At 69.0% G+C, this 12059-nt stretch carries 15 protein-coding genes; 4 read left to right on the top strand and 11 right to left on the bottom strand.

The features are described 5' to 3' along the window. Window positions 1–25: 25 nt before the first annotated feature. Together mbp1 and NM203_RS18680 are read right to left on the bottom strand one after the other, a co-directional pair. Window positions 26–265, bottom strand: a complete 240-nt coding sequence (mbp1, locus tag NM203_RS18685; protein WP_255061567.1) for a microaggregate-binding protein 1 — start codon at window positions 263–265, stop codon at window positions 26–28. Between the two features lie 120 nt (window positions 266–385). Then, window positions 386–1537 carry an NAD(P)/FAD-dependent oxidoreductase gene (locus NM203_RS18680; RefSeq protein ID WP_255061566.1) on the bottom strand — a complete coding sequence of 384 codons (1152 nt, stop codon included), beginning with the start codon at window positions 1535–1537 and terminating at the stop codon, window positions 386–388. A gap of 104 nt (window positions 1538–1641) precedes the next feature. Between NM203_RS18680 and NM203_RS18675 the strand changes: the two genes are divergently transcribed. Then, the gene (locus NM203_RS18675) at window positions 1642–3207 is read left to right on the top strand and encodes a Na+/H+ antiporter (RefSeq protein ID WP_255061565.1); all 1566 of its coding nucleotides are present in this window, start codon (window positions 1642–1644) and stop codon (window positions 3205–3207) included. A gap of 1 nt (window position 3208) precedes the next feature. Here the strand turns inward: NM203_RS18675 and NM203_RS18670 are convergent, their stop codons facing one another. From NM203_RS18670 to NM203_RS18650, 5 genes are all read right to left on the bottom strand, one after another. After that, window positions 3209–4333 (bottom strand): AI-2E family transporter, encoded by a 1125-nt coding sequence (locus NM203_RS18670; RefSeq protein WP_255061564.1) that lies wholly within the window; start codon window positions 4331–4333, stop codon window positions 3209–3211. Beyond that, window positions 4334–4471: a hypothetical protein gene (locus tag NM203_RS18665; protein WP_255061738.1), complete on the bottom strand. Its 138-nt coding sequence runs from the start codon at window positions 4469–4471 to the stop codon at window positions 4334–4336. A 123-nt stretch (window positions 4472–4594) separates the two neighbouring features. Beyond that, window positions 4595–5209 carry a pyridoxamine 5'-phosphate oxidase family protein gene (locus tag NM203_RS18660; protein WP_255061563.1) on the bottom strand — a complete coding sequence of 205 codons (615 nt, stop codon included), beginning with the start codon at window positions 5207–5209 and terminating at the stop codon, window positions 4595–4597. A gap of 7 nt (window positions 5210–5216) precedes the next feature. Then, the gene (gene menE / locus NM203_RS18655; RefSeq protein ID WP_255061731.1) at window positions 5217–6365 is read right to left on the bottom strand and encodes an o-succinylbenzoate--CoA ligase; all 1149 of its coding nucleotides are present in this window, start codon (window positions 6363–6365) and stop codon (window positions 5217–5219) included. Further along, entirely contained in the window at window positions 6362–6688 is a 327-nt protein-coding gene (locus NM203_RS18650) for a DUF3349 domain-containing protein (protein WP_255061561.1), read from the bottom strand. Before NM203_RS18650 ends, menE begins: the two co-directional genes overlap by 4 nt. Window positions 6689–6937: 249 nt before the next feature. On the opposite strand from NM203_RS18650, the gene NM203_RS18645 reads away from it, so the two are divergent. Genes NM203_RS18645 through NM203_RS18635 form a run of 3 tightly spaced genes read left to right on the top strand, consistent with a single transcriptional unit; the run spans window position 6938 to window position 8828 of the window. Beyond that, window positions 6938–8191, top strand: a complete 1254-nt coding sequence (locus NM203_RS18645; RefSeq protein WP_255061558.1) for an inorganic phosphate transporter — start codon at window positions 6938–6940, stop codon at window positions 8189–8191. 32 nt (window positions 8192–8223) lie between these two features. Next, entirely contained in the window at window positions 8224–8508 is a 285-nt protein-coding gene (locus tag NM203_RS18640; RefSeq protein WP_255061557.1) for a hypothetical protein, read from the top strand. 8 nt (window positions 8509–8516) lie between these two features. Beyond that, window positions 8517–8828: a DUF3349 domain-containing protein gene (locus NM203_RS18635; RefSeq protein ID WP_255061556.1), complete on the top strand. Its 312-nt coding sequence runs from the start codon at window positions 8517–8519 to the stop codon at window positions 8826–8828. A gap of 94 nt (window positions 8829–8922) precedes the next feature. On the opposite strand, the gene NM203_RS18630 is transcribed toward NM203_RS18635, so the two are convergent. The 4 genes from NM203_RS18630 to NM203_RS18615 all read right to left on the bottom strand — a co-directional run bounded on the left by NM203_RS18630 (window position 8923) and on the right by NM203_RS18615 (window position 12037). Further along, window positions 8923–9309: a VOC family protein gene (locus tag NM203_RS18630; protein WP_255061555.1), complete on the bottom strand. Its 387-nt coding sequence runs from the start codon at window positions 9307–9309 to the stop codon at window positions 8923–8925. 165 nt (window positions 9310–9474) lie between these two features. Next, complete coding sequence (locus NM203_RS18625; protein ID WP_255061554.1) at window positions 9475–10239, bottom strand: ABC transporter permease; 765 nt, start codon at window positions 10237–10239, stop codon at window positions 9475–9477. After that, window positions 10236–10988 (bottom strand): ABC transporter permease, encoded by a 753-nt coding sequence (locus NM203_RS18620; RefSeq protein WP_255061553.1) that lies wholly within the window; start codon window positions 10986–10988, stop codon window positions 10236–10238. Before NM203_RS18620 ends, NM203_RS18625 begins: the two co-directional genes overlap by 4 nt. Further along, the gene (locus NM203_RS18615; RefSeq protein WP_255061552.1) at window positions 10985–12037 is read right to left on the bottom strand and encodes an efflux ABC transporter ATPase subunit, DrrA-related; all 1053 of its coding nucleotides are present in this window, start codon (window positions 12035–12037) and stop codon (window positions 10985–10987) included. Before NM203_RS18615 ends, NM203_RS18620 begins: the two co-directional genes overlap by 4 nt. Between the last annotated feature and the right edge of the window lie 22 nt (window positions 12038–12059).

Here is a 12059-nt window from a genome sequence, read left to right as displayed (position 1 = left end):
GGTCGCCGGGCTCGTCGTCGATGAATCAGTTCTGGTGCGCCTCTTGACGCTTCTCGGCTGCGGAGGCGCCGGCGCGGGCCGCGTCGGCCTCGGCTTCCTTCTTGGCGACGTCGCGCTGCGCGTCCGCCTTGTCCTGCTGGGCCTTGCCCTCTTCGGACAGGTTCTCGTTACCGGTCACGGCTCCCACCGCTTCCTTGGCCTTGCCCTTGACGTCTTCCACGACGCCCTTGGCGCCTTCTGCGGGACCGCTCTTGTCGTCAGCCATGGTGGCTCCTCTCGAGATCGTGCGGGTCGCCCGAATAAGCAACCCGTGACGAACGCATGCCCGTCATTCGACGCCTCAAACAGCCGGGCGAGCATTTCTCGTGCTCGACGGGCAGCGAGGTCAGCGGACGGGTGTCGGAGCGGGCCCGCCCTCGACGATGAGCCGTCCCCCGAGGTCGTAGTCGTCGTCGGCGTTGTGGGTGAGCACGCCGACGAGTACGCCGTCGCGCTCGTACCACACGGTGAAGCCGTCGTCGTGGTCCACGATTCGGCTGTGCTCGTAGCCGTCGCCCCACGCGCTGTACTTCAGCGTCGCATCGCCGATGTCGGACCAGAATCCCGGCGCACCCGACCACGACACGGTTCGGCCCGCCGCGCGTGCCCCCGCGACCTCACCCTGATCCGCCGCATCCTGCCAGTGCTCGACGGCGATCGCACGGCCGGCATCGGCGTTGTGCGCCAACGCGATATCGCCCGCGGCGTAGACGTCGTCGGCGGAGGTGCGCATGTGCCCGTCGACGACGATGAGCGAGTTCTCGACGCGTAGTCCGGCAGCCCGTGCGAGGTCGCTGTTGGGCGTGACGCCGGTGGCGGCGAGCACCAGGTCGGCCTCGATAGTCCGTTCGTCGTCCAGAAGCACCGAGTGCGAACCGATCTCGCGTACCGAGGTGTTGCCGACGTAGCGCACACCCGTCGCGGTCACCAGGTCGGTGATGCGGTGCCCGGCGTCGGAACCCAGCCGCTTCTCCTGGGGGAGTGTGTCGGGTGCCACCAGATGGACGGTGATTCCGCGCATCGCCAACGACGCCGCCGCCTCGCATCCGATGAACCCCGCACCGATGACGACCGCCGTCTTCGCACCGGTGGCCGCCTCGCGCAACCGACGGGCGTCGGTCAGCGACCGCAGTGACAGCGCGCGCTCACCGCCGGGAACGAGCAACGGCCGAGGTGCCGCTCCGGTGGCCAGCACCAGGGCGTCGTAGGCCATCCGGTCGTCGCCGAGCAGGATGGCGTGGTCGGTGACGTCGAGTTCGGTGACGGTCCCGCGGTGCAGTTCGATGGATCGCTCGGCGAACCAGTCAGCGGGGTGAAGGGCCACGTCGTCGGTCGTCCCGCGCAGGTACTCCTTGCTCAGCGGTGGACGTTCGTACGGCGGATCGGGGTCTTCGGTCATGATCCGCACGGGTGCGTCGGCGTCGTGTTCGCGAAAGGCTTCAGCCGCCGCGACGCCGGCGGGGCCGCTTCCGATGATGACCAATCCTGCTGCACTCATGCACGGTGCGTACCCGCTTCGGCACCGGCGACACGGCAGGGCGGGTTGCGACGGCTCGTTTCGGGTATCGCGCCGGGTCTGACCTTGTAGAGGAGTGGTGGGCCGTGATCGTCGTGCTGGTGCTCGTCCTTGCGACGGTGGTGCTGGCTCCGCTCGCGCAACGCGTCTCCGTGCCGTATCCCGCGGTGCTGTTGGCGTTCGGGATGCTGCTCGCCGCGGTGCCCGGCCTGCCGATCCCCGAACCGAACCCGGAGTGGATCCTGCCGCTGGTGCTGCCGCCTCTTCTGTTCGCCGCGGCCAGGCGGACGTCGTGGCGGCAGTTCCTCGACAACCGGCGTGCCATCGGCCTTCTCGCGGTGGCGCTGGTGGCGGTGACCGCCTTCGTGGTCGGCGTGGTGTTGAGCGCGGTGGTGCCGGGTCTGCCGCTGCTCGCGGGAGTGGCCGTCGCCGCGGCCATCGCGCCACCCGATCCGGTGGCCGCTACCGCGGTGGCTCAGAAGCTGCGGCTACCGCGTCGCTTGCGCACCATTCTCGAGGGCGAAGGACTGTCGAACGACGCGACGGCGCTGGTCCTCTACGACGTCGCGATCGCCGCGACGCTGACGGGTGCGTTCTCGGCGGGACACGCGGCGACCGAACTCGGGCTGGCCGTGGTGATCGGAGTCGCCGTCGGGGTGGCGATGGCGTTCGTCGCCCGCCGGTTGCTCACTGCGTTGCCCGCACATCCGGCGGGCAGCGCGCTGGTCCTGGTGGTTCCGTTCGCCGCGTACGCGGCGGCCGACGTCGCGCACGGCAGCGGCGTGCTCGCGGTGGTCACGGTCGCGCTCGGACTCAGTCGCTACGGTGACGTGGAGTCGTCCCAGACCCGCCTGGCTACCGGCGCCACCTGGGAGATCCTCGAATTGCTCATCACGGGAGTGGCTTTCGCCTTCGTCGGCTTGGAGATCCGCAGCGTCGCGTCGAATGTGACCGGGCCGTTGAGCACGGCGCTCGTGCAGGCCCTCGTCGTCACGGCGGTGGTGATCGTGCTGCGCTTCGCCTGGATCTTCCCGGTCGCCGCGGTGGACGAGCGACTGCGCCGCCGCAAGGGCGTCGGCGCCGAACCGGTGGGCTGGCGCGAGATGACGGTGGCGTCCTGGTCCGGGATGCGCGGTGTGGTCACGCTCGCCGCGGTGCTCGCGCTGCCGGTGGCGCCGACTCCCTTCCCGGAGCGGGAGCGCCTGATCTTCATCGCGTTCGTGGTGATCGCCGTGACCATGCTGGTGCAGGGGATGACGCTGCCGCTGGTCGTGAAGTGGTTGGGCGTCAAGGCTTCCGACGACGAGATCGCCGGTGAGGAGCAGGACCTGATCCGCCGCGCGCGGCAGGCGGGTAACGAACGTCTGGACGAGTTGCGCGACGCGGGGGACATCCCCGCCGACGTCATCGACCACGCCGACGAGAACGCCGACCGGATGTGGCACTCGCTGGGTTTCAAGCCCGAGGAGCACTCGGCCGAGGAGGCCGAGCGGACGGTCGACCACGCGTTCACCGCGAATGCGGTGAAGGACCAGATGCTCGCCGCTGCGCGCGAGGAGATCGTCACCGCCAGAACGGAGTCGGGTGTTGATCCCGTGCTCGTCGACGTCGTGTTGCGTCGTCTCGACGCGCGCGGCACCCAGCCCGAGTGACTCAGCCGGTGTCGTCGGTTGTCGCGTCGATCAGCGGACCGTCGTCCCGCTTCAGCTCCACCGACGCCGCCTCGGGTTCCTCGGCGCCCAGCACGCGGACGAAGCTGTTGGCGAACGCGATGAGAGGCACCGCGAGCAGAGCGCCGATGACACCGGCCAGCACGTAGCCGGTGGTGATGCCGAGAACGACGGCCAGTGGGTGCAGCGACACCGCGCGCCCCATCACGAGTGGTTGCAGCACATGGGCTTCCAGCTGCATGACGGCGATGATCAGTACCAGGGTGATGAGCGCGTAGACCAGTCCCTTCGCGAACAGCGCCACGATGACCGCCAGGAACCCGGTGACCAGGGCGCCGACCACCGGGACGAACGCGCCGATGAAGATCAGCGAGGCGAGTGGCAACGCCAGCGGGATTCCCATGATCGCCAGCCCGCTGCCGATGGCGACGGCGTCGACGAGAGCGACGAGCGAGGTGGCGCGGGCGTAACCGGCCAGCGAGTGGAAACCGGCCGCACCCGCCTCGCGGACGCGATCCCGCTGCGGTGCGGGAACGGCCTTGGTGACGAACTGCCAGATGCCGCGCCCGCCGAGTAGGAAGAAGATCACCGCGAAGAGCGTCAGCAGTGCGCCGGTGAGGATTTCGGCGATGGTGCCCGCGGTGGACAACGCGCCGGTCGTGAGCTGGGTTTGATTGTTGCGCAAGGCGTCGATGATCGAGTCGCCCGCGCGGGTCAACTGGTCGCTGCTCAGATGCAGCGGTCCGGTGGCGAGCCAATCCCTGGCGCCCTCGATGCTGCGGGTGATCTCGTCGACGAGTTGGGGTGCGCCGTCGACGAATTGGTTGACGACGAACGACAGGATCGCGACCAGAGCGGACAGTCCGAGGATCACCACGAACGCGACGGCACCGCCCCGTGCCGCACCGTAGCGATCGAGTGCGTCGACCGCGGGCAGCAGTAGAGCGGCGAGCATCAGGGCCAGAGCGACTGGCACGACGACGAAACCGAGCCTGCGCAAGACCTCCAGAAGTACGACGGCCGCGGCGAAGATGACGAGTAATCGCCATGACCACGCCGCGGCCCGTCGAACCAGGGGGCTTACCGACTCCTCATGGGAGTCGGTCACCTACAACCAGACTTTTCGGCCTCCGACGGGCCGTCCGACCGCGCCCAGGATCCAGAAGACCACGCCGACGACGAGAAGAATGCCGCCGATCGTATACAGGATCGAGAGGCCAGTGAAGTAGCCGATCAGCAGCAGCACTACACCGAGAATGATCATCGTTCTATTCCGATCTGTTCGAGGGGTTGTTCCCTGGCACAGGGAATTGCCCGTTCCGTCAAAACCAAACCGGCGAAAGTGAATCAATTCGGTGACGATCGCTGTCTAGTAGAGCACCTTCCGCATGTTGTCTTCTGCGTAGTACCTCTCCAGATCGGCGTCGGACATGTCGGGTTTGATGGCTTTGGCCAGCTGCGCCACCGTCGGCACGGCGGTGGGGTCCCAGGTGTCCGGCCGCCACGCGTTGGATCGCAGGAACGCCTTGGCGCAGTGGAAGAACACCTCCTCGACGGCGATCTCCAGAGCCAGGATGGGCCGCTTGCCGTCGACGATCATCGCGTCGAAGTAGTCGGCGTCGGAGAGGACGGTGCCGGTGCCGTTGATCCGCAGCGTGTCACCGCGGCCGGGAATCAGGAACACGGTGCCGACGTGCGGGCGCTGCAGCAGGTTGAGGAACCCGTCGACGCGCTTGTTGCCGGGGCGTTCGGGGATGGCGATGGTGCGTTCGTCGATGATGTGGACGAAGCCCGGCGGGTCGCCCTTGGGGGAGACGTCGACGCGGCCGTCGGCGTCGGTGGTGGCGACGAATCCCAGCGGGGAGGCGGACAACCAGGTCTGCTGGTCCTCCGAGAGACGGTCGGTGACCTTCTTCGCCACGGCCGGATTGGGTTCACCGATGATGGCCCGGAGGGCGTCGACCGACGTGACTTCAGCGCGCATCACTCCATCATGCGCCCGCACCGAACCTGACGGTCAGCTCCCTTCGGTCCAGCTTGCCGATGCCGCGGCGGGGGAGCGTGTCGAGCACGTGCAGCTCGCGTGGTGCCGCCGTGGGGTCCAGGTCGCGGGCGACGTGATCGCGCAGTTCGGCGACGGTCGGCGCGGTGTGCCCCGGTGTCAGCACGACGGCCGCCACCACACGCTGGCCCAGCCGCTCGTCGGCCACGCCGAACACCCCGCTGTCCGCGATGGCGGGATGGGTCGCGAGCGCGGCCTCGACCAGCTGGGGGAACACCGTCAGCCCGCCCGTGCTGATCGCGTCGTCCACCCGGCCGAGGATGCGCAGCGCACCCGAATCATCAAGTGTGCCAACGTCATCGGTGCGGAACCAGCCCGGCTCCGAGAACGGGTCCGGCGTCGCGGGATTGCGGTATCCGGTGGCGACGGTCGGGCCGCCGAGCACCACCCGACCGTCGGCGATCCGGATGCGCACGCCGTCCAGCGGGTGACCGTCGTACACGCAGCCGCCCGCGGTCTCGCTCATGCCGTAGGTCCGGACGACGCGCACGCCGGCCGCCGCCGCCCGCTCGGCGACGGTCGGGGGCATCGGGCCGCCGCCGATCAGCACCGCGTCCAACTCGGCCAGCGCCGCAGCCGCCGCGCGGTCGCGCAGCGCCTTGTCCAGCTGCACCGCCACCAGCGAGGCGTAGCGTCGGCTCGAGCCCAAACGCGCTATCGCCGTTGGCAGTTCGGCGACCTCGAAGCTGGCGGGCAGCGCGACCGGGGTGGTGCCCGCCACCGTGCTGCGCACCAGCACCTGCAGGCCGGCCACGTGGTGGGCGGGCAGCGCCAGCAGCCAGCGGCCGGGCCCGCCGAGTCGGACGTGCGTCGCCGTGGCACTCGCGGTCAATGCGGCCGCGGACAGCATGGCGCCCTTGGGAATTCCCGTCGTCCCCGAGGTGGACACCACGACGGCGACGTCGTCGTCGATGTGCTCGCCCGCGCGCAGCGACGTGGTGAGGAGGTCGGTCTCGCGCTCGTCGCCGACGGGCACGGGCAGGACCGCGTCACCGCCGATCAGGGCGGTTTCGAGAGCCGGGAGGATCGCCAGCGCGGCCTCGCCGGCGCCGACCGGAAGTGCGCGCAGGACGGCTATGCCGGGCCCTCCGCGTCCTCGTCGGCGGACTCGTCGCTCTCGCGCGGATCGTCCAGCGGCCACCCTTTGGCGGCGAGTCGCGCGCGCACCCGTTCGACGTCCTCCTCGCGCGGCAGTTCGTCGGTGAGTTGGGTGATCAGCACACCGATGTCGATGTGGTCGAACTCGCCTTGCTCGATGAGGGTTCGCGCAACGGTCTTCACCTCGTCGTCGGTCAGACGACGGGTCAGCAGGGCCATCAGCGGCACCCGGTCGGGTCCGGGCACCCCCTCGGGGTAACCGGCGGTAATCCACGCGACGATCTTCGACAGAAATGCGTTCACAACGACAACTCCCCGAGGGTGTGCGGACACGACGAATGCTAGTGCCGATCGGACGACGAGAACCCCCCGACGCAACCCTGTGAAGTTGCTGGCAGCGTGTCTGTGAACACCCTGTAAGGCGGTGCGGCAGAACGTGGGTGAACACTCGGTGAACAACTTTGCGGAAACGGAAAACTCGCAGCTCAGCGGGTGCAAAGGTCGGTGAGTCCGGCTAGGTGAATCACCGCGGATGGCCGCACAATTACCGCCATGAGCGCAGAGCTGATCATCCTGGTGCTGTTGATTGCCACGGCACTGGCTTTCGACTTCACCAACGGGTTCCACGACACCGGAAACGCCATGGCGACCTCGATCGCCACCAAGGCCTTGAAGCCGAAGACCGCCGTCATCCTGGCGGGCATCTTGAACCTCGTCGGCGCCTTCCTATCCGTCGAGGTGGCCGTCACCGTCACCACGTCGGTGCTGAAGATCCAGGACGGTAAGACGGGTTCCCTGGTCTCCGGAATCGACGCCTCGACCGGCCTGACGATCATCTTCGCCGGTCTCATCGGCGGGATCCTGTGGAACCTCCTCACGTGGCTGTTCGGCATCCCGTCGAGCTCGTCGCACGCACTGTTCGGCGGGCTCATCGGAGCCGGCCTCGCCGCGCTCGGTCTGGCGGGCGTCAACTGGAGCGGCGTGCTGGGCAAGGTCATCATCCCGGCCCTCGCAGCGCCGTTCATCGCCGGTCTGGTCGCCGCCTGCGGCACCTGGATGGTCTACCGGATCACGCGCAACGTCATGAAGAAGCGTCGTGAGGACGGCTTCCGCTGGGGCCAGATCGCGACGGCCTCGCTGGTCGCCCTGTCGCACGGCACCAACGACGCCCAGAAGACGATGGGCGTCATCGCGCTCGCCCTCATCACCACCGGCCACCTCACCGGCGACGTCAAGGAGAACGGTCTGCCGTTCTGGGTCATCGCGTCCTGTGCGCTCGCCATCGGCCTCGGCACCTACATCGGCGGCTGGCGCGTGATCCGCACGCTCGGAAAGGGTCTCGTCGAGATCGAGTCGCCGCAGGGGCTGGCCGCCGAGGCGTCCTCGGCGGCGATCATCCTGAGCTCGAGTGCCGCGGGCATGGCGCTGTCGACGACGCACGTGGCCACCGGCTCGATCCTCGGCAGCGGCGTCGGCAAGCCGGGTGCGCAGGTGCGCTGGGCGGTCGCGGGCCGCATGGCCGCAGCGTGGCTGATCACCCTGCCCGCCGCCGCTCTCGTTGGGGCGCTGTCGTTCTGGCTGTCGCACGGCGTGGAGGCACTCACCGGGTCCGGTCTGGCGGGCGACGGGCTCATCTTCGTGATCCTGGTCGGCCTGTCGGGCTACATGTACTGGCGCGCGCAGCAGCAGAAGGTCGATCACAACAACGTCAACGCCGATTGGGACGAGTCGAGCAACTCGGTGGTCCCGGCGGAGGTGCGCGACGCGAGCAAGGACGCTCCGGCCCAGCCCACGGCGTCGGTCTAGCCCGAGTCCACTGAGAATCAAAGGAATCTGAGATGACTTATCTCGAAGCCATCGGCAAGGTGCTCGTCATCGGCCTGGTCCTCGGCGCCGGACTGCCCGCGTTGTTCGCGGTTGGGCTGGTGGCCTTCTCGAACGGATCAGGTGGAACGCACGAGGACGGCACCACCGTCGCACCGAACCCGGTGCTGAAGGTCCTCGGGCTGTTGCTGTTCGCCTTGGTCTCGGCCGTCATCGTGATCGCGATCCTGTGGATCACGAAGGCCACCATTCAGCACCACTTCGGCTTCAACCCCGTCCCCTTCCTTCCGGGAAAGTGAGCTAGCCCATGACCGAGACGAATCACTCCCACTCGTTCGACAGCGTCGTGAACTGGCTGCGCGCGGGCTACCCGGACGGCGTGCCGCCGAAGGACTACTTCCCGCTGCTGGCGCTGCTGAAGCGCTCGCTGACCGAGGACGAGGTGGTCCGGGCGGCGCAGGCGGTGCTGAAGTCGAACACCGGCGACACCGTCACCGAGGACGAGATCCGCACCGCCGTCGCGGCGATCATCGACAAGGAGCCGAACCCCGAGGAGATCCACCAGGTCGCCTCGCGGCTGGCGTCGGTGGGTTGGCCGCTGGCGGCGACCGCCCGCTGACCGTCCGCCGGCCCGCCCGCCACCCCTCCCGCCGGAATAGCGTTCCTGGCTGTCAATCCGCGAGCTAGACAGCTGGGAATGCTGTTCCGGCGAATCAGTTTCGGGTGTCGCGCCGCAGCGGGTGCTGCTCGGGCACCTGGACGAAGATCAGCGTCACCCCGTCGGGATCGGTGACGTGCATTTCGTGTAGCCCCCACGGCTCCTGCCTCGCCGCGCGCGCGATCTCGACGCCGCGGCCCTCGAGCTCGGCCTGCGTCACGTAGACGTCGCGCACCTGCAGCCACAGTGCACCGGGAAACGGCGGCGCGCCCGCTGCCTGCCCGCCGTGGCCGGCGAGTTCGATCAGCGACTGCCCCGCGTAGAACACCGTGCCCGCGCCGTACTCGCGGGCGATCGCCAAGCCGATGGCGTCGCGGTAGAACGCGACCGATCGTTCGTAGTCCGCCGGCCGGAACAGCACACGGCTGGCGAGTATCTCCATGCCTCTGTGTCTAACACACCGCCTCTCAATCCCGCGAACGTTGGTTACCGCCACGCTGAATCGCGATTTCGCGTGTCGGTAACCAACGTTCGGCGGCGCTCAGGCGGACGTTCGGCGGCGCTCAGGCGGACGTTCGGCGGGGCTCAGGCGGACTTTCGGCGGGGCTCAGGCGGACGATTCGGCGGCCAGGCGATAGCCGCGGACGGCCATCGGGCCGAACACCGCGAACAGTCCGACGACCCACGCCAGCGACTGCAGCGCCGGCCACAGCACCGGGCCGCCCTCGGCGAGGCCGCGCATCGTCTCGATGGCGGGCGACATCGGCTGCGCGCGAACGATAGGCTCCAGCCAGCCGGGGAAGACGTCGACGGGCACCATGCCGGAGTTGAAGAACAGCAGCAGGAAGCACACCGTCGATAAGCCGGTGATGATGTTCTTGCCGTTCGCCTGCACCCCGAACGCGACGATAACCGTCGAGAAGCCGATCACCATCAGCACCGGGATCAGCACGAAACCGACTGCTCCGAGCCAACTCTGGAAGCGCAGCCCCATCGCCACGCCGACGGCGGTGATCGCGACGGCGCCGACGAACGCCCGGCCCGCCTCGGCGAGCAGTCGGCCGACCAGCGCGCTCGCGCGATGCACCGGCAGCGTCCACAACCGGCTCAACAACCCGGATTCGCGCTCGTCGGGCAGGGCGGCGCCCGCGCCGATGGCGCCGAACATCGCGCCGACGATCGCGCACATCGGCACCAGCCCGTACAGGCTGCTGCTGCCCGTGAGGTGGCGGATCGATTCGCCGATCACCAGGTGGTACACGACGAGCAGGAACGTCGGGAAGATCAGCGCCTGTATGAGGACGACGGGCTCGCGGGTCCACCCGCGCAGCAACCGGCCGGCCTGCACTCGACTCTGTACGACCAAGGTCATCGGGCCCGCCTCTGCATCCGCACCGCGATCGCGCCGAACACCACCAGCAGCCCGGCGCACCACGCCACGCTGATGGTCAGGTTCGTCGGGTCGACGCGGCCGATCGTCAGGCCGCGCAGTGTCTCCGCGATCTGCGACACCGGTTGATTGCGCACGAACGGGCCGAGCCAGTCCGGGAACGCGTCCGCGGGCGCGATGCCCGTCGACAGCATGACGAGCAGCAACTGGGGAATCAGCAGCGTCTGCCCCGCGGCCTCGGCGTTGGTGGCCACCGATCCCATGGCGTCGGCGCCCAGCGACAGTGCCAGCGACAGAACCAGGGCGATGGCCCCGAACGCCGCGATGTGCCCGGCGTGGCCGTCGAACCCGAAGCCGAAGGCGTAGCCGATCGCGACCGACGCCACCAAAGCCGCGGTCGCGCGGATCAGCGCCGACAGCATGCGCGCGCTCACCGGGACGAACGCCGACATCGGTAGCGTCCGTAGTCGAACACCCATGCCGCTCAGGTGATCTCGCGCCGCACGGTCGGCCGTCGTCATCGCGGTGAAGATCATCGCCTGCACGACGATGACGGGCAGGATGTACTGCGGGTACGACGAGGTGCCCGTGCCTTCAACATCCACGACCATCCGCAGCGTCAGGTTGAAGCACAGGAAGAACGCGACCGGCCCGCCGATCGCGAAGACCAGATCGCCGTCGCGCAGCGTGCCGAGCACCGACCGCTCGGTCAGCGCGCCGAGCGCGGTCACGACGTCTCCGCGGGTACTGATCCCCGAGTCGCTTCGCTCCTGCCCGCCGGTACTGATCCCCGAGTCGCTTCGCTCCTGCCCGCCGGTACTGATCCCCGAGTCGCTTCGCTCCTGCCCGCCGGCGCCCCGGTGAGCGCGAAGAACACCTCGTCGAGCGACGGCTTGCGCAGCGAGATGTCGGTGAGCTCGACACCGAGATCGCCCACGCGACGGAACACCTCGGACAGCGTCGCGATGCCGTCGGGCGCCGGGACCGACACCGTGCCCGCGTCGGCGTCGATCTCCAGTCCGTTGAGTCCGGCCAACGCCTCCGCCACCCGATCCACGTCACCCGCGTGCAGCGGCGTCACCTCGCAGTAGCTGCCGCCGATTCGTCGCTTGAGCTGCTCGGCGGTGCCGTCGGCGATCACCTCGCCGCGGTCGATCACGACCATCGAGTCCGACAGCGCGTCCGCCTCCTCGAGGTACTGCGTGGTGAGCAGCGTCGTGATGCCCTGTCCGGCAAGCGAACCCACCAGGTCCCAGACTTCGCGCCTGCTGCGCGGGTCGAGCCCGGTCGTCGGCTCGTCGAGGAACACGACCCGAGGCGGCGCGACGAGCCCGCATGCGATGTCGACACGGCGCCGCATGCCGCCGGAGTACGTGGAGACGCGCCGGTCCCCGGCGTCGGTGAGGCTGAACGTTTCGAGCATCTCGTCGGCTCTGGCGCGTGCGGCTCGGCGCGACAGCCCGCGCAGCCGGCCGAACAGGACGAGGTTCTCGCGCCCGGTGAGCAGCCCGTCGATCGCCGCGTACTGACCGGTGAGGCCGATGCTCGCGCGGACGTCAGCCGCCTGCTCGACGACGTCGAAGCCCGCGACGGTGGCGCGGCCGGTCGTCGGCCTGAGCAGCGTCGAGAGGATGTTGATCGTGGTCGTCTTGCCCGCGCCGTTGGGGCCGAGGACGCCGAGCACGGAGCCGGCGGCCGCGGTGAACGTCACGCCGCGCAACGCCTCGCTGTCGCCGAACGTCTTGGTGACCGCGTCGCACTCGATGGCAGGTTCAGGCACGCCCGCGAGTATGGCATGCCTA

Origin of the sequence: Mycolicibacterium arenosum, assembly GCF_024320865.1 — a bacterium.
GTDB classification, from domain to species: Bacteria; Actinomycetota; Actinomycetes; order Mycobacteriales; family Mycobacteriaceae; genus Mycobacterium; species Mycobacterium arenosum.
Note: the sequence above shows the minus strand (reverse complement) of the source record. Positions and strands in the feature narration are given on the sequence as shown.

Bases quoted from the DNA above. Each gene is read 5' to 3' on its own strand.
- mbp1 (WP_255061567.1), bottom strand. From the start codon at position 265: ATGGCTGACGACAAGAGCGGTCCCGCAGAAGGCGCCAAGGGCGTCGTG.
- NM203_RS18680 (WP_255061566.1), bottom strand. From the start codon at position 1,537: ATGAGTGCAGCAGGATTGGTCATCATCGGAAGCGGCCCCGCCGGCGTC.
- NM203_RS18660 (WP_255061563.1), bottom strand. From the start codon at position 5,209: ATGCGCGCTGAAGTCACGTCGGTCGACGCCCTCCGGGCCATCATCGGT.
- NM203_RS18645 (WP_255061558.1), top strand. From the start codon at position 6,938: ATGAGCGCAGAGCTGATCATCCTGGTGCTGTTGATTGCCACGGCACTG.
- NM203_RS18640 (WP_255061557.1), top strand. From the start codon at position 8,224: ATGACTTATCTCGAAGCCATCGGCAAGGTGCTCGTCATCGGCCTGGTC.
- NM203_RS18635 (WP_255061556.1), top strand. From the start codon at position 8,517: ATGACCGAGACGAATCACTCCCACTCGTTCGACAGCGTCGTGAACTGG.
- NM203_RS18630 (WP_255061555.1), bottom strand. From the start codon at position 9,309: ATGGAGATACTCGCCAGCCGTGTGCTGTTCCGGCCGGCGGACTACGAA.
- NM203_RS18625 (WP_255061554.1), bottom strand. From the start codon at position 10,239: ATGACCTTGGTCGTACAGAGTCGAGTGCAGGCCGGCCGGTTGCTGCGC.